The organism is Gluconobacter sp. P5H9_a, from assembly GCF_018812085.1.
In the GTDB taxonomy this organism is placed as follows: Bacteria; Pseudomonadota; Alphaproteobacteria; order Acetobacterales; family Acetobacteraceae; genus Gluconobacter.
Genome location: NZ_JACRVW010000001.1, coordinates 422,025 through 445,360, shown reverse-complemented (window position 1 = coordinate 445,360; position 23,336 = coordinate 422,025). Strand labels below are relative to the sequence as shown.

The 23,336-nt window shown below is 55.6% G+C and carries 17 protein-coding genes; 9 read left to right on the top strand and 8 right to left on the bottom strand.

All coding sequences use genetic code 11. The annotated features are described in order from the left end of the window. Positions 1 to 21: 21 nt before the first annotated feature. Entirely contained in the window at positions 22 to 432 is a 411-nt protein-coding gene (locus KP708_RS01995; RefSeq protein WP_215750062.1) for a hypothetical protein, read from the bottom strand. 209 nt (positions 433 to 641) lie between these two features. Here KP708_RS01995 and KP708_RS01990 point away from each other — a divergent pair, with 209 nt between their 5' ends. Next, positions 642 to 1,787 (top strand): hypothetical protein, encoded by a 1,146-nt coding sequence (locus tag KP708_RS01990; RefSeq protein WP_215757135.1) that lies wholly within the window; start codon positions 642 to 644, stop codon positions 1,785 to 1,787. A 16-nt stretch (positions 1,788 to 1,803) separates the two neighbouring features. On the opposite strand, the gene KP708_RS01985 is transcribed toward KP708_RS01990, so the two are convergent. The 6 genes from KP708_RS01985 to KP708_RS01960 form a co-directional block, all read right to left on the bottom strand. Then, positions 1,804 to 3,039 (bottom strand): glycosyltransferase family 4 protein, encoded by a 1,236-nt coding sequence (locus tag KP708_RS01985; RefSeq protein WP_215750058.1) that lies wholly within the window; start codon positions 3,037 to 3,039, stop codon positions 1,804 to 1,806. A 142-nt stretch (positions 3,040 to 3,181) separates the two neighbouring features. Continuing rightward, a complete protein-coding gene (locus KP708_RS01980) occupies positions 3,182 to 4,105 on the bottom strand; it encodes a hypothetical protein (protein ID WP_202207133.1) in 924 nt (307 codons plus the stop codon). A 170-nt stretch (positions 4,106 to 4,275) separates the two neighbouring features. Next, on the bottom strand, positions 4,276 to 7,230 hold the full coding sequence (locus KP708_RS01975) for a glycosyltransferase (RefSeq protein ID WP_215750056.1): 2,955 nt from the start codon (positions 7,228 to 7,230) through the stop codon (positions 4,276 to 4,278). A gap of 6 nt (positions 7,231 to 7,236) precedes the next feature. Then, positions 7,237 to 9,009 carry a tetratricopeptide repeat protein gene (locus KP708_RS01970; RefSeq protein WP_215750054.1) on the bottom strand — a complete coding sequence of 591 codons (1,773 nt, stop codon included), beginning with the start codon at positions 9,007 to 9,009 and terminating at the stop codon, positions 7,237 to 7,239. Positions 9,010 to 9,072: 63 nt separating this feature from the next. Further along, complete coding sequence (locus KP708_RS01965; protein WP_215750052.1) at positions 9,073 to 10,536, bottom strand: HlyD family type I secretion periplasmic adaptor subunit; 1,464 nt, start codon at positions 10,534 to 10,536, stop codon at positions 9,073 to 9,075. A 3-nt stretch (positions 10,537 to 10,539) separates the two neighbouring features. Next, positions 10,540 to 12,762: a peptidase domain-containing ABC transporter gene (locus tag KP708_RS01960; RefSeq protein WP_371822700.1), complete on the bottom strand. Its 2,223-nt coding sequence runs from the start codon at positions 12,760 to 12,762 to the stop codon at positions 10,540 to 10,542. 343 nt (positions 12,763 to 13,105) lie between these two features. Here KP708_RS01960 and KP708_RS01955 point away from each other — a divergent pair, with 343 nt between their 5' ends. After that, positions 13,106 to 14,560 carry a YdiU family protein gene (locus tag KP708_RS01955; RefSeq protein ID WP_215750050.1) on the top strand — a complete coding sequence of 485 codons (1,455 nt, stop codon included), beginning with the start codon at positions 13,106 to 13,108 and terminating at the stop codon, positions 14,558 to 14,560. Positions 14,561 to 14,566: 6 nt separating this feature from the next. On the opposite strand, the gene KP708_RS01950 is transcribed toward KP708_RS01955, so the two are convergent. Continuing rightward, entirely contained in the window at positions 14,567 to 14,770 is a 204-nt protein-coding gene (locus tag KP708_RS01950; RefSeq protein WP_046900711.1) for a hypothetical protein, read from the bottom strand. 159 nt (positions 14,771 to 14,929) lie between these two features. Here KP708_RS01950 and KP708_RS01945 point away from each other — a divergent pair, with 159 nt between their 5' ends. The 7 genes from KP708_RS01945 to mdoH all read left to right on the top strand — a co-directional run bounded on the left by KP708_RS01945 (position 14,930) and on the right by mdoH (position 23,326). Next, positions 14,930 to 16,249 (top strand): adenosylmethionine--8-amino-7-oxononanoate transaminase, encoded by a 1,320-nt coding sequence (locus tag KP708_RS01945; protein ID WP_371823796.1) that lies wholly within the window; start codon positions 14,930 to 14,932, stop codon positions 16,247 to 16,249. After that, a complete protein-coding gene (locus tag KP708_RS01940) occupies positions 16,246 to 17,427 on the top strand; it encodes an 8-amino-7-oxononanoate synthase (protein ID WP_215750048.1) in 1,182 nt (393 codons plus the stop codon). The genes KP708_RS01945 and KP708_RS01940 overlap by 4 nt, the downstream gene beginning before the upstream one ends. Beyond that, positions 17,424 to 18,050 (top strand): alpha/beta hydrolase, encoded by a 627-nt coding sequence (locus KP708_RS01935; RefSeq protein WP_215750047.1) that lies wholly within the window; start codon positions 17,424 to 17,426, stop codon positions 18,048 to 18,050. The genes KP708_RS01940 and KP708_RS01935 overlap by 4 nt, the downstream gene beginning before the upstream one ends. After that, positions 18,043 to 18,813 (top strand): methyltransferase domain-containing protein, encoded by a 771-nt coding sequence (locus tag KP708_RS15665; RefSeq protein WP_252347342.1) that lies wholly within the window; start codon positions 18,043 to 18,045, stop codon positions 18,811 to 18,813. The genes KP708_RS01935 and KP708_RS15665 overlap by 8 nt, the downstream gene beginning before the upstream one ends. Continuing rightward, the gene (gene bioD / locus KP708_RS15660) at positions 18,810 to 19,460 is read left to right on the top strand and encodes a dethiobiotin synthase (RefSeq protein WP_244974357.1); all 651 of its coding nucleotides are present in this window, start codon (positions 18,810 to 18,812) and stop codon (positions 19,458 to 19,460) included. The genes KP708_RS15665 and bioD overlap by 4 nt, the downstream gene beginning before the upstream one ends. A 168-nt stretch (positions 19,461 to 19,628) precedes the next feature. Then, positions 19,629 to 21,176, top strand: coding sequence for a glucan biosynthesis protein (locus tag KP708_RS01925; RefSeq protein ID WP_215750045.1), 1,548 nt, complete (start codon positions 19,629 to 19,631; stop codon positions 21,174 to 21,176). After that, positions 21,152 to 23,326: a glucans biosynthesis glucosyltransferase MdoH gene (gene mdoH, locus KP708_RS01920; protein WP_202207125.1), complete on the top strand. Its 2,175-nt coding sequence runs from the start codon at positions 21,152 to 21,154 to the stop codon at positions 23,324 to 23,326. The genes KP708_RS01925 and mdoH overlap by 25 nt, the downstream gene beginning before the upstream one ends. Positions 23,327 to 23,336: the final 10 nt, after the last annotated feature.

Here is a 23,336-nt window from a genome sequence, read left to right as displayed (position 1 = left end):
TCTTTCGGGGCCAGATTTTCTTCACAGGCAGCGCTGGAGATGCTCTCTGGCAAAACGAAAAGCGTCCAGAGATGGTGCTTCATCTTCAATAGACACTTCATCGACATCATCGCCCAAAACAGACGCGCCTGAAGACTGCTGAGCCATTCCTTCAAGCGCCAGCATCACAAATTTCCGAAAATCTTCTTTTCCCAGCGAGGTTGGTACTTTGCCTCGCTCGCGCTGCACAACCCAGCCGCTCGTTAATGCCTGCAAGCTGCCCCAGCCATTTTCCACATCGCCCAGAGCGCGCTCTTTCAAGGTTTCGACGGTCGCCTTGGCCAGATCTTCAATATCGTCGCTGGTCATGCGCTGAGGAGCCAGCGTTGCATCTTTCTTGATGACCCAGCCCTCAACCAAGACCGCAAGGCCAGGAAGCATTTCGCCAGACATAAAATTTTCTCCCTGCTGCCTCCGAATCTATCATTTCGGAGGATTGCCGCCATTTTATTGGGTTTGGAAAATAGCATGCCTGAAGATCACAGGAAATGTGAGTTGCACCTCTTAGATATAATCAGCTTGAAGATCCTATTGCACCTGGCTTCAGAGTAGTCCTATCTGCAAAGAGACAAAGCTACGGATTAGCTCACACATTTGCGCAAGTGGTATTGATGACTGAGAATATTGACCATGAATCCGACAATGCTCCGTCCATCACAGCGGCGACCCTCGCAGGTGACGGACAAGCTCTCGCATATTTCGAGAAACATGGCGCTGATACGGTAGAGCATTCATTTGCCATCGCAAATATTCTCCATATCCATAGCAACGTTAAAGAAGCCTCATTTTTCTATAGACGTGCCTTGGATTTGCATGGCAAGAGCCAAACAGAATATCCCTTACCACAATCACTATTACAAGTTCGTCTTCTATGCCTCCTTAAGGCTAGCGAGTCGCTACCAGAAGAAGAAATACTTGAATTAGAAAAATATTCGTTCCCGCAGGCAAATTATATCCGCGGAATTCGGGCGGCCTGGCGTGAAAATAATTTCGATGAAAGCCTGAAACTGATTGGAAACTGCTTTGAGGAGTTTCACTCAGGCGAAGAGATCGATCGCCTTTATCTTGAAATCGCTCTCCGCTGGATCCGCTCTTTCGGTGAAGACGGCTTTCCAAAATCGCAGCCTGAAATACCCCACCACCTCTACATGTACTGGGACGCGAACCCGCCCGTAGAGATCAGCGAGAATATTGAATACCATCAGAACATGCTGGGAGATCGCTTTACGATCTTCACACGGGAAACAGCGACCAAGTGGTTGTACGACCACTATGGAAAGGAAGCATCCGACCTTTTCCAGCAGGTCCGTCATCCGGCAGAAGGCGCTGATCTTTTGCGCTTGCACGTCATTTTGGCAAAAGGCGGCTGGTGGATTGATGCCGACCTGCGCATTAAGTCTGATGAAGAATGGAATGCCCTCGCCACCATTCCAACGACCTGCCAGCTATTCACCACTGACAACTACGTCCTTCACAATGATTTCTTTGGAGCGACTGCTTCGCATCCGGTCATTGCCAATGCCTTGATGACGGCTTGGGCCAACATGTTCCGTCATCCCGGCCTCTACATTGCCTTTAAGACCGGCCCGGGCGTTCTGAATCGTGCCGTAAGTCGAGCGCTGTTCCAGAGCCTGGAACTCAAGGCACAGCTTCCCGTGCTTCGCATAGATGACCAAGCTCGTTTCAATGACTTCGTTGAAGAGTATGAAGTGCATTACAAGGGTAACGCATCCTGGCACAGTCAGTAAGAAACTGGCTTTATCGTCAGCGGTGATGCCCGCTGACGATCTCCTGCACCAGAGCGTCATAGCGCTTCAGATAACCCTGTAGACACAACTCAGCTTCAGCATAGCGACGGGCATCTTGGCCCAGACGTCGCGCCTGTTTGCGGTCTTCCAACAATTCCAGAACAACATCCGCAATACGATCGGGCTCAAGAAACGGCACCAGCCGACCGGTCAGGCCATCTGTAATGAATTCACTTACAGGTGCCGTATCACTGCCAATAATAGGGCATCCCGTTGCCATGGCTTCTCGCAGGGACCACGAGGCAACAAAAGGATACGTCAGATAGAGATGAGCATCTGAACGCTTCAGCAACGCACGGAAGTCATCATACGCAACCTTACCCACAAAATGGACCCGGCTTAGGTCAAGCTGGCCTTCAAGCTCCTTGAGCATAATATCACGCCAGCTACCCCGCCCTGGTGGAGGGGCGCCGTAGCTGACCTGATCTCCGCCCACCATGATGATATGGGCGTCCTTTCGTTCCGCAAGAATGCGCGGGAGAGCACGCATTGCGGAATGAAAGCCACGATACGGCTCCAGATTACGCGCAACATACGTAATAAGAACGTCCTTCGGGCTGATCTTGACGCCATTAATGAGAAGATTGCGCTTCCGAGCCTGCGGCTCCGGCTTGCAAAGATCGAGATTTACACCTTCACGAAGAAGCGAAATTTTTTCCTGAGCCCAGACGGGATAAGTTGATCTCTGGAATTCCGTAGGCGTCTGACCATAGCCATTCGTCAGGGAAAGAGCCTGCAGATTGATCGCATTCTTAATCCGAACTGCAGCGGCGAGGTCAGGACTGGATGGAAATTCGGGGTCGAACCCGACATCATTACGATCTGTATGATAGAAAAATTCGAAATATCCCAGCACCGGACATTTCGGAAAGACATCCACAAGATTGAGCAGTTCGCCCCAGCCATGATGCCCGATAATGATGTCAGGCTCATATCCTAGCTGCTTGAGAGTCTTAGCGGCTGTCGCGACAGCTTCTGCGCGCAGAATTCCGTATTCGAACTCTCGGAGATGGGGATGAGTAGATGATGATGGGAGGCGAGGCACCCGATAAATGACGCGCCTTACCCCAGGAACCTCACCTGCATTGGCCTCGGAAATGAAAACAATCTCATGCCCTCCCTGCTCATGCAGATGACGGACGAAATGCAGAAACTGGCCAGGAAAGTTCTGATGAACAAAAAGGTAGCGCACACCAAGTCCTGGCTGTTGAAGAGTCTCTGAGCCCGAAAATCCAGATACGCAAGATCTCAGGCATCTTAATTAATCGACCCTTGTCATTTCCAAGGATCACTAAAGGCGGCCTACATCGAAGAGTAGTCCGCCCTCATAAAATTCAAACTGCAGAACTCGCCTTACGCTTCGCAGGCGTTTTTGTTGTTTTAGCAGCCTTGCTCGGAGCGGCCTTGGTACGCGCCTTTGTCGGAGCGACCTCCGCGGCATCATTGGGAATGATTTCAAGCAGAAATGCCTCGAGCGGCGCGAGACTGTCTGCTTCAAGCGCATCCGTGCCATCTACCGGCCCCAAACGTGTTCCATCTGTAAAAGTGGAAGAGAGACGCACGTGATGTGTCTGCGCGGATTCACCCTTCAGACGCACCCGAAGCCCAAGAATAGGCAGAGCCATGCCACGGGAGCCGCAATACTGGCCACCTTCAGACCAAGGGGAGAGCCAGCCCTTTCCGAGCACGGCCTGATATTCGATATCCGAAGTCGGGATGCTGTTTTTCGGAGCGATGGCAAAACCTTCGATCCATGCCTGACTTCCCGGCGTGCCCATCCATTCTCCGATCGGAGCGGCGACATCACCACGGCGCTGAACATGAGCCGAAATCTCGGCTACCCCACCAGTGGCCTCGGGTGCAGGAGCGGCAGACTGCGCGGGGGCAACAGCAGCAGGAACTGCTGACGTCGGACCAGCAAGTTGCGCCACCTGAATTTTTGGAGCTTCAGCCTGGCTGTTCGGTTCCTGATATGTCGTGACCAGAACAGCTGCTGGGCCGCGCGTCACCCGGACCAGAGCGGCACCACTGGATGCGCCGATCCAACCATCTTCCTCAAAGGTGCTGACTGTCACGATGCCCGGCGGCGTTCCAGGCGCGCGGGAAATACGGACGCCTGGCAAACCAGCGGGACCTGGTGCAGGTTGCCCGGCGGCATGAAAGATACAGAAAATACCTGCATCCAGCACCATCATGTGAGCACCAGCCTTGAGGTCAATGACCCGATTTTGCGTTGGTGCTTCAGCCGTCTTTGACATTCCCTACTCCACTTGTTCCCGTCTGCCGGGAGAAAAAAATCTTCAGGTTCGCGCTACACCAGACACTCCGTGACTGGAGCCCAGTCTATGAACTGTCTGCAGAAAGAATGCTCTGCTTTTTTCCTGCTCTATATTTTACTCTTTCCAGTCGAAGCGTAAACCCGTTCATCTCAACTTCCCTCACGCCAGCAACGCAAAATAAAAGCCAAGATTAATCCAACGGGCATACCGAGAGGTACGACACCTCCCCGTCTACTCCGTCGCACACGCTCCGACTGGGCACCGATATCGAAACACACAACGGGCAGGCCGCTTTTCCATAATAACCCCAGCGCATAACACCAGGTTTCAGGCGCTACGGAAGGAATAAACCCTATGTCGGCATATTGTTCCCGAACAAGGCCCACAGCCTCATCTTCCCGATATTCTCCTGTAACTTTAACGCCGGCAGCAATCAAAGCATCATCATCTGGCGTGTGCCCGACAAGTATAAGCTCAATCTGAACCGGCATGGTTGAAACATGATGAGCCATTGCCAGCAGAACGTCATAGCCTTTCCATTGGCTCAGCCCACCGACAATACAGATTCGCAATGGCCGTCCCGGCACAATCATTGTTTTGTCAGGCAGGTTGGTCAGCAGGTGAGCATCGTCTTCCAGAGGCGTGACGCAAAAAAACATATCAGGAAAATGGCGTGACATGCGCTGCGCGGTATCCCGTGACGGGACCAGCAACTGCTCCGCCGCACGAAACTCCCGCTCAGAGCGCTCGATCAGTTCGGGAACTGTAATGCTTTCCCCCAGATATCCCCCCCACCGGTCAATACAAGCCTCACATCCGACGACCTCAGGCTCCCCACAATATCGGCCATCCCCATTCAGAAGCGAAATACGGGGACAAAACCAGATATGATCATGAATGAAGATGTCATATGGGACGTTGAGCATGTGATGCAGCGTCCGAATGCAGGGCGCATGCCCCACAAGGTGGTGCCACTCCACTTTCTGCACACTAAGCTGAGACAAGACATCCACAAGGAATGGTAACTCTTCCGGAAGCTTGAACGTGAGATTGGGAAAGAGCGTCTTTCCACCCGGCAGGTACTCCAACAAGCATCCTTGAGCCGTCGGGCGTAACCCGAGGGGTAACAGCCCCTGCCGCTCAAATTCGGCAGCTCTGTGATGAACGGCACGCCCTACACCGCCGCCAGCATCATGTTGGACAAGCAAAATCGAGGGCCTACTGCCGCGTTGGCGTTGCAGACGATCCACATCAAGCGCCCGCCTGAGTTCTAAAAGTGGGTCGGATTTCAAAAAAGCAGCAACTGCAACATCGTATCCTGGATGCAGAGCGTTCAGGATATCCAGGTTCCGCGCCATCAGCGCCTTCCGGCTGCTTCCGAACGACACGGACCCTACATGGGCAACATAGACATCGGGGGCCGGAAAATGCCGAAAGCCCAGAGCGGAAGCCCGTAGGCAAAAGTCGTTTTCTTCTCCATAGCCCTGCCCAAACAGGTCTTCTCGAAAAAAGCCTGTCTCAGCCAGACAGTGCGCCGTGATGGCCATGCAAAAGCCATTCCCCGTCGGGAGATCACTCTTTGCAGCCATCCCTGAAAACTGACGCAGACACAGGCGATCCAACTCTCTGGCTTCAGCCCGGCTGGGTACGTCGTTAACCTGATCCACCGCCGGATAGGACAGAATACTGGCGTCGTTTGAAAATGGCGTCAGTGTCCCAACATCCATTGTATTCATACGAGCGCGCAAGCGCTCAACCCACCCCGGGAATACGAGAGTGTCGCTGTTCAGAAGGATGACATCCCGACCACCCGCCTGCCGCATTCCGTCATTCGCGGACGTAGGAAATCCAAGATTACGTTCGTGACGGAGAAGCGTTATCTGACCTTTTGCTGCAAGGTTATCCAACGCTGCAGCCAAGGCCGGCTCAGGTGTAGCGTCATCCACTACAATGACAGCGACATCTGCAGGTACGGTTTTCAATACGCTCTGCAGACAGGCCAGTGTCCCTGCTTTATCGCGATAAACCGGAATAACAATCGCACATCCGGGACTCACACGATCATCGGCAGGGCGGTGTTTCCACGGCATAACTGGAACGGGACGCAAACGAGACGGAAGAGTGCCATCGCCTGCCAGTAGTTTCCCGATCAGCGGATCAACCGGCGCCCCAGACAAAGGCCTCCCATGGTCATCTGTGACCATCAGAAGACCGTTCCCCTCGGTTGGTAGCTCATTTTTCGGGATGGCAAAGACGCGAGGCCTTGAAAGGGGAACGTCACTATCCACGTTCGTTGCCAAGGCCGGAACCTGAAGGACGTCTCCATCTCCAAGCCTGATTGACGGCACATGATCTGGCTCCGCAGGATACCAGAGCCACCCTTCAAGCCCATTCGCCGTTGCCTGCACAAGCGATTCACAACGCGTCAAAGCCTGAATGTTGATCGGGCTGCCAAGAACATGTTTCCGCCCGGACCGCACCTCCAGACGACAAGCTTTTGGCCACCCAACGGGCAGGAAGTAACGCCCACTGACGCCCCGCCCAATCTCCATCCCGTCTAGCAGAATACGAAAAATGCCGGACGTCTGAACATCCACCCACCCGCCATTGGAAGCCGTACACCAGCCTGCCAATCCCGTCTGCTTTGCAAGATTTGTCGCGAGTTCCTGAAGCTCAGGCAGGATATGAAAGCACGAGAGGGTCTTTCCCAAACGAGCGGCAGCTTCTTCTGTCCGATTTTGCCTGGCCAAACAGACAGCAGATAGAAAAGCAGCCTCTCGTAGCCTGAACACATTATAAAGCTGCTCCATACGGACCAGACATTCGGCAATTCGGCCAACCTTCAGGTACGCGAGCGCCACAGCCCATGTCACGTTCGGGCTCTGGCGCGCCATACGCTCGGCCCGCTCCAGCCAGAAAAGACCGTCCTGCAAACGACCAGTTTGCATCGCTTCCTGACCACGCCGGAAGGCATTCTGCGCCCGGGCATTCATGACTTCCCGCCATTCGGCCCGTTCTTCGTCCGTAACCTCGTGACCATACCCCCCGAATGCCGCACGGGAGGTCGTACCGGTCAGGTCTGGGCGCTCTTTGTCAGAAGACACGTGAAATCAGTCGTCCTCATCAGCGCGGGCATCATCAAGATTGATAAGTTCGGCTTCGGCATCCTGAATGCCCTGGGCTTTGGCACGTTCCAGCCAGCTCCGTCCCTCAACCAGATCCGTTACGCCAGCAAGTCCACGCACAAGATATCGGCCCAGCATGAGCTGAGCCAGGCCGTTACCCCGCTGAGCAGCCTTTCGAAACCATTTCTGTGCATCTGCCCGATTTTCTTCAACATCATGCCCACCGCCATACATTGCAGCCAGTGAGAACATCGCATCCGTATTTCCGCTGTCTGCCGCTGCCTCATAGAGGTTCAGAGCCCGTACGTGATCGCGCCGACCGTTGATCTGCCCCGTCACCAGAAGCTGCGCAACCGCCACCTGAGCTTCAGCCATGCCCGCATCGGCGGCTTTTTCCATCCAATGCATCGCCTGGGTCGGGTCAGGTTGAACGCCGCGCCCTTCCAACAGCATCCGGCCGTACCAGAACTGCGCATTGACGACTCCATCGGTGGCTTTCTGCATCCAACGGGCGGCTTCTGCAGCGTCCTGCGTATCGCCAACACCTTCAGCAAAGCAGACACCCAGATTGAAAGCGCCAACCAAGTCGCCTTTCTCCGCAGCGCGCTCAAAACGCTCTTTCAGAGCCTGCTTCTGGTCATCCGTAGCGGCAGCGCCTGTCAAAATCAGATTGCCGAAATCAGCATCGGCATGATGGTCACCGGATTCCGAAGCCACGCGAAACCAGTGCGTCGCCACATCCGGGTCCCGGTGAACGCCGTTCCCGGTTAGGTAGAGCAGTCCAAGCGCACGTGCAGCACCGCCATGTTTCTGCTCGGCGGCCAACCGATACCAGGTCGCCGCTTCCATGAGATTCGGCGGTAACTCGCCACCTTTGGCATATAGGTCGCCCAAGAGCGCAGCAGATTCTGCATCCCCATTCAGGGCTGCACGCCGTAGCCAGGTTTCAGCACGACCATAATGCTGCTCAACACCGACACCCTCTAACAGGAACAGGCCATACCGTGCTTGCGCTCCGACGATGTTCCGCTCGGCCGCCTGACGATAATAGCGGGCTGCTGCTCCCATATCATGAGGAACACCAGCACCGGCCTCACTCATATGACCAAGAATATCGAATGCCGTCCCGAGGCCACCCTTGGTTGCCTCCTTTAAATGGGATGCAGCAATTTTCCGGGCATCCTCCGTCTCTGCTGAATGCAAAATTGCCAATGCCAGACCCAGATGCCCCTGAGAGCACCCGGCGGCGGCAGATTGTTCATACAAGGCACGAGCCCGAGGAAGATCACGTAGGTCTTCTGGACCGTTTGTTAGAATATAGCCCAACAGGGCCTGAGCATCTGCCGAACCCGCATCTGCGGCGACCTGTGCCCAGTGACGGCCCTGATGAAAATCCGGATGCCTTTTTCCAGAGACGGGACGGGCAGAAAGATCCAGTCCTGCTTTTTGTGCCCGGATTTCAAACCCTTCAGGAAGGCCAACCGTATAAAGCGTAGCCAGCACAAAGGTCGCTTCAACATGACCTGCTTCCGCGGCACTCAGAATCCAGCGAGCACCTTCTTCCAGGCTGGGTGGAACGCCAGCTCCGTCCAGATAGGCACGCCCGACGCGAAAGGACGCCTCCATATCACCTTGAGCCGCCATACGGCTCAACAGAGCGAAACCACGAACGGTTTCTCCCGTCTCCATCAAATGGATCGCCTGCTCCAGCTTTCCTTTGGAAGAGAGGAGAGACGTAATGCGGCGCTTGAATGTCATGTTGCTCAACTCAGGTACGGCAAAAATGTAAAACGCCCGGACTGGCCGGGCGTTTTCTCGGCCTTACGGCTCTCTCATGCCTTCTGTCAGGGTCGGCGTTATCCGACTGAAGAAGTATTGCAGGACTGTCCGTTTTCCGACGTCAATATCCGCTGTCGTCGGGACACCTGGTGCTGGATGGAAGAAACTCGGCTGCCCATGCAACGTGTAACGGTCGATCCGAAGACGGACGCGATAAAAGACGCCTTCACTTGCAGAGCCGGCAGCCCCACTGGCGTCACCACCCCCGCCGCCGGCGGCATCAGATTTATCGAAGGAATCTGCACTGATAACGCGCACCGTTGCTTCAGCACCGCCATACTGCGTGAAAGGAAATGCTGCGAACTTTACGAGGGCATGATCACCGACCTTCACAAAGGCTGCATCAGCCGCCCGCATGACAGATTCCATTTCGACCCCATAACCCGTCGGCACGAGGGTCATGAACTGATTAGCCGACTGAAGCACAGACCCAACGGACGCCTTTGCAATCGTAAGCACAACTCCATCTTCGGGAGCCTTGAGCAAGATCAGATCCTGCCGCAGACGCGCTTTCTCGTAAGAACTACTGTATTCATCGAGATGATGCTGGGTCTCGGTCAGGTTTGTGTAGACCTGCGCTTTCCAGTTTTCGATAAAACTTTCGCGCTCCGCTTTCATGGCGGCAAGCTTGTTCTCAGCGGAATTGGCACTCTGCTGTGCAGAGATTTCAGCCCGCTCCGCTTCCATCATGTCATTCTGTGCGGCCAGCGTGGAGAGACGTGATCCAACCTGATCTGCTTGCTCATGCTGACGCATCTTCAGGACTTCATCAGCCACCCGCATCTTGCTCGCATACATGGCAGCATTCGCGCGATACCCCTGCATGTCACTCTGCAAGCCGGCAATCTGCTGATCATAGTTCTGAATACGAGCGCGATATTCGCTACGACGACGCAGGAAAGCTGCCCCCTGCTGAACCGATGCAGGATTTGATGTGTCAGGATGATAATCCTGATCATCTGCCTCTGCCTTCAGACGATCACGCTCAGCCTGATAGGAATCACGCTGCAGAGCCATATTGGTGATGTCGGCTTTCGTGATGGTCGGATCCAGATGCGCAAGCACCTGACCCTTTTTCACATAATCGCCGACCTGAACATCGATAGACCGAACGATGGAAGTTTCCAGCGGCTGAACGACGATTGTCGGTTCCGTAGAGACCAGCCGACCAGTGGTGCTCACAATCCGATTGAGCGGGAAAAATGCCATTCCTGCCAGACATGCCAGGAAAAGACCGCCAATCAACCAGATCGTATAGCGTGCAGAGGCTGTTGCCGGCAGATTAACCAGACCGGCAGTCGGAGAATGAAACTCCAACAGCGCAATGGGTATGCCTTGCGGAGCGAATGGATCTGTCGCTGTCCGCGGGACATGGCTGGTGAAGCTCTCACTTCCATTGTCCTCAGGGGACTGATCGTTATTTGGAATAATGTCGGAGGAGCTCATGTCTTATTCTCCTTCGGCCAGTTGGTCTGCATCACTGGCAGCGGCAGACGCATTCATATGACGGTTCTGCTGCATCCAGAGGGTGCGATAGATTTCACAGCGTTCCAGAAGAACATGATGCGGCGCAATATCCATCAACTTGCCCCTGTCCATCACAGCGATCTGATGACAGTTGACCAGAGACGACAGACGGTGAGAGACGATCACCATCGTCCGGCCTTTACCAATGCGCTCCAGATTAGCATTCACCAATGCTTCAGATTCTGGATCAAGTGCAGAGGTTGCTTCATCCAGAATCATCAGTTTTGGATCACTGATAACAGCACGGGCAATTGCTAGTCTCTGGCGCTGACCACCGGAAATATTGGTCGAGCCCTCTTCGATCCAGGTATCATACCCGGCTGGCATTCTTTCGATAAACTCTTCAGCACCAGCCAGACGTGCAGCCCGGACGACATCATCAATCGTCAGTCCAGGACGGCCCGCTGTGATATTTTCGCGGATTGTTCCGCGGAAGAGGAAGTTATCCTGTAGAACCACACCGAAAGAACGACGCAGATGAGTCAGGTTGATTTCACGAAGATCAACACCGTCCAAGCGTAAATACCCGGTGTAATTACGGCTCACACCTTGCAAGAGACGGGTAACTGTCGATTTACCAGAGCCAGAACGTCCGACCAATCCGAGCATCGTTCCCGCAGGAATTTCGAACGACACGTCATCCAAGGCTTTGGTAGTCGAGCCAGGATAGGAAAAATTAACACCCATAAAGGACAGAGCGCCCTTGATGCGAGGCCGCATGCCCGTTGTCAGGGCTTTGGTCTCTGTCGGCTGGTTCAGAACTGCACCAGCTTCCCCGAGAGACACGGTCACTTCATTGATGGACTCCATCAACTTTGCCAGCCCCACCAATGGTGCCGCGACACGTCCACCCAACATCATGAAGCCGGCCAGAGCACCGGCCTGCATGTGACTTGCATTGGTGAGCACAAGATAGGCACCCACAAGGATCACGCCACGATTGATAAACGCATCAAACGGCATAACGAGAGTCTGAGGCCAGTTTGACATCCGTCCGGCTGCAAGCTTCCAGCGCACGACTTCAGCAGTTTTCTGGTCCCATTCCTCACGGCGAGTTGCCTCAAGAGCCAGTGTTTTGACAGTCCGGATGCCAGCAATGGTTTCATACAGCGTCGATCCGCGGCTCATTTCCGCACGGATCTGCCGTCCCATGACGCGGGTAACAGCCGGGAGGAACATAACCACAATCAGGCCGATACATCCGGCAGCAGCCAGCGTCATCCAGGCCAGGGTAGAACTGAGCAGAAAGAGAACTGGCAGGATCACGAGGAGTGTGAAGAGGTCCAGCATAGTGGACATCAACTGACCAGTCAGGAAGTCACGGACTTTGAAAATCGCGACAAAACGCCCGAGGATTTCACCGGTCTGTTCCCGCTCATAAAATTCCAGCGGGAGAGCAAGCAACCGATTGAATGCATGCAGCGAAATCCTTGCATCCAGCCGCGACGACAGAACCAGTGACAGTTCACGCCGAGCGTATGTCAGAAGTACTTCATAGAACGTCAGGATCAGCACAAACGACGACAACGATACCAGCGTCGCCATGGAATGATAATTTACGACCCGATCCAGAACCTGCATGACGATCAGGGCTGGGAAGATCTGTAGAATACTGAGCACCATGGAGGCAAAAGCGATATCCCGGAGGATCTTCTTCTCGCGCATTGCCATTTTGGCAAACCAGAGAAGATCAAACCGCGCATCAGACTCAGATTCATCACGACGACGCTTCACAAGAAGCACGTCACCCGTCCAGACCTGCGACAGGCGGAGTTCATCTACCGGGATCGGCGTGTCGCCATCCCCTCCCATCGGATCACGGAGCCAGACAACGCCCTTTTCAGGGTTCGTCGCGACCATGAGGCCGGCCGAGCCATCCTTGAACATCAGAACCACAGGAGGGGTATTCTGAAGCCGAACCAGGTAGCGCCATTTCAAGCGCATTCCCTTGGCAACAGCTCCCTGCTCATTCAACCAGCGCGCAAGAGATGCAGGGGAAGGAGAATCCTCTCCTGGCTCCGCAGCAAAATCTCGGATATCGAGCTCAAGCCCATGAAACCGGGCTGCAGCCAAGGCGGCATATAGTCGGATGACTGCCGGGCTTACGTCCCTTCCGGGGCCAGACACGCGCTGGGTTTGATCCACGAAACGTCCTCTATGCTGTGGTCCCGCACAGGCGGCATCAAAGGCAGAAATGCCCGTTCATACTTCATGAATAGAGAATACTATCTTTTCCGTCACCTCCCCCTTCTCTTCGCGAGGAAAAAATCTTTACAAAATACAGTCAGCCCACGACCGAATCTGCTCGGGTTTCCACAAAGATAAAGCCAATAACTGCACGTAGAGTTGTTATAACCAGACTTCTCCGCGTCCGTTGGGCGCATATTGCAAAGAAATAAGTGACCAGAAAATTTCTTGATTTCTTTTATTTTTCGGGCGGGGAACCTATCTCTCGAAGCTCTGTCCCACGGGCACACAAGGACCTTGCATGCAGATCTCCCGGCACTATGCCTCTCTGCCCGAGCGCTTTTCCAGCGCATTGGCCCCCCGCCCTTTCCGCAATCCACAACTGGTTGCTCTGAACGAACCGCTTGCAGCACGTCTGGGATTGGACAGTCACTGGCTTCGTCAAAAAGAAGGCCTTGCTTTCCTCAGCCAGGGACAGCGCCCTGACGGAGCGGCACCCATCGCTATGGCCTATGCCGGGCATCAATTCGGGCATTTTGTTCCTTCGCTCGGGGACGGCCGCGCAATGCTGGTCGGAGAACTGACGGACAGACAGGGCAAAGTGTGGGATCTGCACCTCAAGGGATCAGGCCCTACGCCATTTTCCCGTCGGGGAGACGGCCATGCGGCTTTGGGGCCTGTTTTACGGGAATACCTGGTCAGCGAAGCCATGACCGCACTCGGCATTCCCACAACACGTGCGCTTGCAGCCCTCACGACAGGTGAGAACGTCATTCGAGAGACGCTTATGCCGGGGGGCGTAATTGCACGGGTCGCCTCTACGCACGTCAGGGTCGGGACATTCCAGTTCTTCGCTGCACGCCAGGATCGGGAGGGCCTGACGCTCCTCGTAGATCATGTCATCGAACGACTCTATCCTGAGCTAGCAGACAGCCCAAACCGGGCCTTGGCGCTTTTAAATGCCGTCGTTGACCGCCAGGCTCGGCTGATTGCCCAATGGATGCTGGTCGGATTTATTCATGGCGTCATGAACACCGACAACATGTCCATTGCGGGAGAAACGATCGACTTTGGCCCCTGCGCCTTCCTTGATAACTACGATCCCGGAAAAGTCTTTAGCTTCATTGATCAGAATGGCCGGTATGCCTACGGGCAACAGCCGGATATGGCGCTCTGGAATTTGGGTCGTCTGGCAGAAGCACTTTTGCCATGCATTGATGCGGATACTGATCAGGCGGTCAGCCTTGCGACAGACACGCTGAGCCGTTTCGATAGCATTTTCAGGGAGGCTTATCTTTCCGGATGGCGTCGAAAGCTCGGCCTGTTCTCGGAAGGTCGGACGGATACGACCCTTATTTCTCGTCTTTTAACCATGATGCATCGTGCCGAGGCGGACTTTACGCTCACGTTCCGACACCTGAATACCGTGGCCCGCACAGACGACGCCACAGGTTTTCTGGCACAGTTCAAAAACAGGGAAGCTGCCACTTCGTGGCTACAAAGCTGGAAAGGAAGACTGGATACGGAAGATCAAACGGCTAACGCGCGTTTTGCGCTCATGCAGGCAAGCAATCCTCGCATTATTCCCCGTAATCACCGGATTGAAGCAGCCATTAAAGCCGCACTAACTGGGGATTATACCCTCTTCCACCAGCTCGCCGCGGCCCTCGCTTGCCCGTTCGAGGACGCCAATGACGGGCTCGATCTGCCACCAGCTTCGAACGAGCATGTCCGCAATACGTTCTGTGGGACCTGAAAATCTTCAGGCTGGCTGGAATGTCAGGCGACTGTTGTTGAACAGGCGTCTGACCTGACAGTACAGAGCCAGAAGATCCGGCATGCAGGTGTTGTGGAGTGCGCGTACACTTTCATGCGTTGCGTAGAACCGGAGAGTATCCATCCCACGATTCATGATGGCCGTGCCCAGAAACACGCCGTTCACATGAATAACCTTGGAATTCAGCATCAGTCTTGACCTCAGTTGCCCTTCCGCCCCAGGAAGAACCTATCTTTCCACGCCACTGACACCAGCCAGGGCGCTGCAATAACGGGGTTCATGCCAGATCGTTTCCCGTTAGAGCGTGACCTTTTTATGATAACCTGTGACAGCATCATGACCGGGGGGATGGACTTGCCTCCAGCCATGCGGGAAAACGCTGGCATGTCCTGCAAATCATCATCCGCCGGGGCGAACCGGTCCGCTGCCGACCTTCCCCACCTCTGGCTGCCCTACACCCAGATGCAGACGGCTCCTTTTCCTGTGGAAGCCATCCGCACGTCCGGAAGCCGGATTACGCTGTCAGACGGGCGCGAACTCGTGGACGGAGTCGCTGCCTGGTGGACCGCCTGCCATGGCTATAGCCACCCTCACATTCAGCAGGCACTCGTTCGGCAGGCCAGCGACATGCCTCATGTGATGTTCGGAGGAATGGTTCACGAACCGGCCCGGCGTCTAGCAGCACGTCTGGCTGAACTTCTGCCCGGCGACCTTGAACGCACGTTTTTTACAGATTCTGGCTCAGTGGCGATGGAAGTCGCCGTCAAGATGGCAGTTCAGTATCACATCAACCGTGGCACGCATGGCCGGACAAAGATGCTGTCGTTCCGGGGCGGCTATCACGGGGACACACTGGGCATGATGTCCATCTGCGACCCGGAAGAGGGCATGCACAGCCTTTTCGCGGGCGTTCTTCCCCGCCAGATCCTTGCGGATCTTCCAGTTGATGATGACAGCATGGCCAGACTTGAAGCCCTGCTGGACGCTGAAGGGCATACAGTAGCCGCTATCGTCACGGAGCCGCTGGTTCAGGGGGCAGGCGGAATGCTGTTCCATAGTCCGGACGTTCAACAGCGCCTTCGCAGCATTTGTGACCGATACGGCATTCTGCTCATTCTGGATGAAATTTTTACCGGTTTTGGCCGAACCGGAACGATGTTCGCCTGCGAGCAGGCCGAGATCGTCCCCGATATCATCGCCCTTTCCAAGGCTCTGACCGGCGGCACGATGGCTCTGGCTGCAACCGTGGCGAGACAAGGCGTTTTCGAAGCGTTTCTCTCCACAGAAGCTGGCAAGGCGCTCATGCACGGGCCAACATTCATGGCCAACCCGCTGGCCTGCGCCGTGGCGAATGCGTCACTGGATCTGTTCGAACAGGAGCCAAGACTGGAACAGGTTGCTCGCATCTCAGTTCAGCTCCAACGGGAGTTGGAACCATGCCGCGGACTTCCCGGCGTGAAAGATGTTCGCGTGCTAGGTGCAATCGGCGTGGTGGAACTGGAAAACATTGCGGACCCTGACGTCCTCCGCCGCGCGTTCGTGAACCAAGGGACATGGATCCGCCCATTCCGGAACATTGTGTATCTGACGCCAGCGTTCACGATTAGCGACGAAGATCTTTCTCTTCTGACAGCCAGCATTGTCACTGTTCTCCGGAACAACGCATGAGCCTGTTTGACGCCCACTTCACATCCGCCCTTCACGACCGCGAAACTGCGGGAACACGGCGAACATTGCGTCCGGTCACTCGGGACGGACAGACCGTCCTGCGAGACAGCCGTCGCATGATTGATGTGTCTTCAAATGATTATCTGGGCCTTGCCGACCACCCACTACTCAAAGAACGTGCCTCTGACTGGGCTTTGCGCTTTGGAACGGGGGCAAGGGCGTCCCGCCTTGTGAGTGGAACGCTGGAAATCCACCAGGCTGTCGAGCAGAAGATGGCGCGCTTCAAAGGATATGAGGCCACGCTGCTTTTTGCATCCGGCTGGCAAGCCAATGCCTCGGTGGTCCCTGCCCTGTGCGCCCTCTCGACTGCTCGGACCGGTCATCCGATGCTGGTTTTTTCCGACCGGCTGAACCATGCCAGCCTCCATCACGGCTGCGCAGCAGCGGGCGTACGACAGCATCGTTTTCGCCACAATGATCTTGCGCATCTGGAGACACTGCTCAAACGGGAAGCCACCAAGCCTGGCTTGCGGATGATCGTAACAGAGAGCGTGTTTTCCATGGATGGGGACCGCGCAGACATTCCCGCCCTGCGCGCTCTGGCCGATCGCTACGATGCGTTCCTGTATGTTGATGAGGCCCATGCCACGGGCGTTCTTGGAGCCCATGGGCATGGGCTTTCCGGCGGTTTGGCTGATCTGACAATGGGCACATGCAGCAAGGCCCTTGGAGGAATGGGGGCTTATATCGCGGGCTCCAGGCCTCTCTGTGACTATCTGCTCAATCACGCTTCAGGCTTTATTTATAGTACGGCCCTTCCGCCCGCTGTCCTAGGAGCCATTGATGCCGCGCTGGACATTATTCCGACGATGAACCGTGAACGGCAGACGTTGCTGGGTCAGGCAGCACACCTTCGAACGGTTTTGAACATGGCTGGTCTTTCGACAGCAGAGTCGTCCACGCAGATTGTGCCGGTCCTGATCGGTGAATCCCAGCGAGCGCTCGATGTTGCCAGCGCACTGGAAAACGAAGGTTTCCTCACCATAGCCATCCGTCCACCAACTGTACCTCAGGGAACAGCACGCTTGCGTCTGGCCCTTCACGCTGGACTGACAGATTCACAGATTACCCAGTTAGGCGAGGCCGTTGTCCGGCTGGTATGTGAGCACACGCCATGACCGTCTCCCTTTATCTCGTGCATGGCTGGGGGTTTGATGCATCTTTCTGGGCCCCAATGCTCCAGCACCTCCCCGATCTCAAAGCGTCCGTCGTGGATAAGGGATATTTCGGATGCCATTACGCAGCCCCCCGACCAGCGCAACCCTATTTGGCAATCGGCCATTCCGCAGGAACACTGGACCTGTTGGGACAGGATCTTCCCGGATGCCGGGGGCTCATCATGTTCAACGGGTTCGGACGGTTTTCTGAAAGCCATGACTTTCCGGAAGGTGTTCCCTTGCGTGTTCTGGAAAGAATGAAGCGCCAGCTACAACGCTCACCTAAAACAGTCCTGAACGATTTCCGGCAAAGATGCGGAACGGACAAGCCCATTCCGTCAGATCCTGTGACGGCCGTTTTGGATCAGGGTCTGGAACATCTGATTCAGAACGATGAACGGCATGAAGCGACCCGCTGGGGAAACCGGCTTCACTGGATGACAGGACTGTCAGATCCATTTCCTCCTGCACAGGCCGGCTTCACTGTTCCGGGGGAAAAGGTTGAAGGGGGGCATCTCCTACCTGTCGAACAGCCCGAACTCTGCGCTGATTTTGTGCTGCGTCAGGTCGAACAGCATGGATGAGCGCAAACGCCAGATCGTCACCCGGTTTGATCAGGCGGAGGACTATGACGCTGCGGCAGATATCCAACGCCGCTGCGCCGCTTTTCTGGCCGAGCGGATTGTCGCTGACCTGACCGAGACTCAGCCTGCCCATATTCTCGAGGTCGGGTGTGGCACGGGTTTCCTCACAGAGCATCTTTCCAGAGGCTTCCCCAACAGCGCTATTCTCGCCACCGATCTCGCCCCGACTATGCTCGCACGCACCAGATCGCGCCTTCACGGGCAGAAGAACATCGCCTTCAAGGTCATGGATGGAGAGCGCCCGGATGCGACGGGACCATTTGACCTGATCGCATCGAGCCTGTGCTTCCAATGGTTTGAAAACCGCAGCAAGGGGCTCGAACGTCTTTGCCGCTTATTGGCGCCGGGTGGCACTCTGATGATTGCAACGCTGCTTGAAGGGAGCCTGAAAGAGTGGCGCTCAGCTTGCCAGAAGACAGACGCCCCGTGCGGCGTTCCATCCTATCCCGGCGCCCCCATGCTTCAGCAGGAATGGCCCTCTGGAGGGCACGGCCAATGGCATACCGCAAACATGCAAGATCCGGTCCCAAACGCCAGAACATTCCTCCGCAGATTGCAACAGATCGGCGCGTCTCTCCCTGGCAAAGGAAGCACTCCTGCGGGAGTACATGCACTCAGGCGCGCCATGTCCTGTTTTGATAAAGAGCACACCAGCGTCACCTACGCCTTGGGGATCGGAATTTTCAGGAAGGATATGCCATGAACAGCTTTCGCGGTGTGTTCGTCACGGGTACGGACACCGAAATCGGTAAGACGCTTGTCAGTGCAATCCTGACGAAAGCCTGGACCGCGACGTACTGGAAACCGCTTCAAACCGGCCTTTCGGACGAAGCAGGCGATACCTCTACCGTCAAAACTCTAGCCGCCCTTCCGCCTGATCGGATTATTCCTCCGGCATATGCGCTTCAGGCCCCTCTCGCACCCTACGCAGCGGCGGCGCTGGAAAACGTTACAATCAATCCCGGACGTCTTGTTCTCCCCGCCGTCAAAGCGCCCCTTGTCGTTGAGGGTGCGGGCGGCCTGATGGTGCCTGTCCGAAGCGACATGATGATGATTGATCTCATGCAGCGACTGGACCTTCCCGTCGTTCTTGTTGCGCGCAGCGGACTGGGAACCATCAACCATACGCTCCTGAGTCTCGAAGCGCTTCGTCGCAGAGGCATTCCCGTTCTGGGGGTCGTCCTCAGCGGGCCTGAAAATCCAGGAAATGCACGCGACATTGCTCATTTCGGGAACGTTCGGATCCTTTTCAGCGTTCCACGTCTAGAGAGCATAAATGAAACCGTCGTTTCTGAAATTTCTGGCCGTGTACCGCCGCTTTGTGTCTTGCAGCAACAGAATTCACAATGATGTGTTCTTTTTGGGATGTGCCATGAAAAGAACACATCCGACCCTTGTGAAATAGCTGCGTAATCATAGAACGTCTCTTCGCAACGAAGTGCATCCGGCGTATCGCTTGATCAAAGACCGCCCTCTGATTTCAGGGGGAGGCATACAACTGGGACTGTTGGGAAAAGTATGAGTATCCTGCGTCGTGATTTGGTAAAGCTTGGGGCAGGCCTGTCCCTGATGGGAACGTCTGGCCGCTTCGCTTATGCCCAGTCCGCGCCGCCTGCCGCCAAGCAGGCTCCAAAGACTGTTCCGTTCGACAATGGAACTGTTCGCGCCATTGCGCAGAAACTGGCCAGATCTCCTTACGCTCCACCTCCGCAAAGTCTGCCCTCTGCCATTTCCAATCTGGATTTTGATCAGTTCCGAGGCATTACTTTCAACCCGGACCGGGCACTCTGGCATGGGCAAAGCCTGGCATTTGAGGTCGAATTTTTCCCGCGTGGCTTTCTCTACAAGCCCAAAATCGCGATGAATGAAGTCATCGGTGGTCAATCGACCCCGATTGCCTATGACCCGGACCTGTTCAGCTACGCCAACCCGATGTTGCGTGTGACAGATGATCTGGGATTTGCCGGTCTTCGTCTACGCTATGCCATCAACACACCAGGTCAAATGGAAGAATGCGCCGTGTTTCTTGGCGCATCCTATTTCCGTGCTGTTGCCAAAGGGCAGAACTACGGACTGTCTGCCCGGGGCTTCGCCAACGGCACGGGGAATTCAAAAGGCGAGGAATTCGCTCTGTTCCGTGAGTTCTGGCTGGAAAAGCCGGAACCTGGCGTTCAATCCGTTGTCATTCATGCCCTTCTGGACAGCCCGTCCGTCACGGGAGCTTTCAGCTTTACCATCCGCCCTGGCGACACGACTGTTTTTGACGTGCAATCCTCGCTCTTCCCGCGGCAGGATATTACCGAAGCCGGCATCGCCGCTCTTACGGGCATGTTCTATTTCGATGCCAACGAGCATAACCACATCGATGACTGGCGCCCGGCTGCTCATGACAGCGAGGCACTTCAGGTCTGGACTGGATCTGGGCAGCAGCTCTATCGCCCTCTGGTCAACCCGACCGACCTTCAGTTTTCGGCCTTCCAGGATAGCAGCCCGCACGGCTTCGGCCTGATGCAGCGCAAGCGCTCCTTCCATGACTACGAGGACCTTGCCCTCAACTACGAGAAGCGCCCATCCCTGTGGATCGAGCCTATTGGCAATTGGGGTGATGGAGCGGTGGATCTCGTCGAAATTCCGACGCCCAATGAGGTCAACGACAACATCGTGACATTCTGGCGGCCGAAAGACGCTCTGAAGGCCGGTCAGGAATACAGTTTCACCTACCGGATGTACTGGGGCTGGGATACGCCGTGGCCTACGGCGCTGGCACGTGTCGCTGGGACTCGGATTGGTGCCGTCACAGACCATGCTGATGCACGCATGTTCGTGATCGACTTTACAGGCGCACCGTTCCAGAACATTCCGCAGGATGCGCATTTCCACCTGATTTCACAGGCTTCACCCGGCACCATCCGGAATGTGGTGGTTGAGCCAAACCCGAACATCAAAGGCTGGAGGACAACCTTTGAATTCGTTCCTGGAGATGCCAAAGCCTCTGAACTCCAGGCTCAGCTTGCCAACGATCAGGGTCCGATCTCAGAAAAATGGATGTACCGTTGGACGCCGTAACCAATATGTCTCCGTCCGAAGCACCGTTCCTGCCTCATGAGGCTCCGCTCAGGATGGAGCCTCAAAACCTCCATCAGCAGCCTGACCGGCATGGTCGCCCTTTCCGGGTTCTGGACACGACGCCGAAGACGCTTTGGCTTCGACGGCTTTTCGTGTTCGGCTCAGCGCTCGCGCTGACCGGGTTTGGCATCTACAGGATCAATCAGGTTTTCAACTCGTTAGGCGTGTCTACGCTTGGCGTGATTGTGCTGATTCTGTTCGCCATTCTCGGTTTCTGGATCGCACTCTCCTTCACCTCAAGTCTTGGTGGGTTCGTCTCCCTGATCACACGCGGAGGCCTTGGGCTCGGCATTCATCGGGACGGTGCTCTTCCAATGCTGAAAGCACGGACTGCCGTGCTGATGCCGACTTATAATGAAGATCCGGAACGCGTTCTGGGCGGCCTGAAGGCCATCTATGACAGCATTCTTGCCACCGGCCAGATTGATGCGTTCGACTTCTTCATTCTGTCTGATACGACCAATCCGGACGTATGGTTACAGGAAGAGCGTGCCTTCCTTGCCCTCCGTCGGGCGACTGGTGATGATCGGCGCATTTTCTATCGCCGCCGCCATCAGAATACAGATCGCAAGGCAGGCAATCTGGGCGACTGGGTGATACGCTTTGGTAACTCGTACCAGCAGATGCTCACCCTTGATGCTGATAGCGTGATGGACGGCAGCCTGATCGTGCGTGTCGTTTCCGCCATGGAAAACCATGAGGGCGTCGGGCTGATCCAGACCCTTCCGGTTATTGTGGGCGGCCGGACATTATTTGCCCGCATGCAGCAGTTTGCAGGCCGCGTATATGGCCCACTCATTGCCCATGGCATTGCCTGGTGGCATGGCTCGGAAGGGAATTACTGGGGCCATAACGCCGTTATCCGGACACGGGCTTTTGCCGAACAGGCGGGCCTGCCGCATCTGAAAGGTAGACCGCCCTTCGGCGGCCATATTCTCAGCCATGACTTCGTCGAAGCAGCGCTCATGCGACGTGGTGGCTGGGCCATTCACATGGTGCCTGGCCTGTTCGGGTCTTATGAGGAAAGCCCACCGTCCCTGACGGATGTGGCCATTCGTGACCGCCGCTGGTGTCAGGGCAACCTCCAACACGCCAAGATCCTTGGAACCAAAGGCCTGCACTGGGTCAGCCGTACACACATGCTGACGGGCATTGGTTCCTACATCATGTCTCCGCTTTGGCTGTTGTTCCTGCTGTTCGGAATCCTGATTTCCCTTCAGTCGCATTTCTATCATCCGGAATATTTCGGCACGAAGCCGACGCTTTATCCGCACTGGCCGCGCGTCGATCCTGTACAGGCAAAGTTCGTTTTCATCGGCACGATGGGCATCCTTCTGGCGCCAAAATTCCTGGCGTTCATTGCCATGATGTTTGATCGCTCTGCCTTACGCGGTTCCGGCGGTGCTATCCGGCTTTTCCTTTCCATCATTCTGGAAACCCTGATTGGTGGCCTGATTGCGCCGATTGCCATGCTGATCCAGACGTCTGGGGTTATCTCCATTCTATTGGGCCGGGATTCTGGCTGGAATGCCCAGAACCGTGAAGACGGGCGGGTTTCACTCCGTGAAGTTGCACGTGGATACTGGGTTTATACAGTGTTCGGCCTTCTGCTGGCCGCAGCCGCCTGGTCCGTTTCACACGCACTCTTTCTGTGGATGACACCAGTGTTGCTTGGGCTTGTGCTGGCTATTCCACTTGCGGCCGTGACAGCCAGCCGCGATGTTGGACTAGGACTCCGTCGGGCTGGATTTCTGCTGATCGAAGAAGAAACGGCCCCCCCGCCTATTCTTCGTCTTGCAGAAGAGAACGAACGTCAGCGCACAGAGGCTCTGCACGCCCCTCATCAGCCGCCCAGCGAGGCATTCGCCCTTCTGCGGACGGATCGGACACTTCTAGACGCCCACCTTGGCGCACTTCCGCCAACCCGCAAGGCTGGCAGTGCGATTGATGCCAACCTGCTGGTTGGACTGGTCAAGCTGAAAGAGGCGCCCTCCATCAAGGCCGCCCTTTCCAAACTGACCCGACAGGAAAAGGCCTCAGTCCTCGGGGCGGCCGAAGGCGTCGCACTCGTCGAGAACCTTCCGGACTAACCCTCTCTGT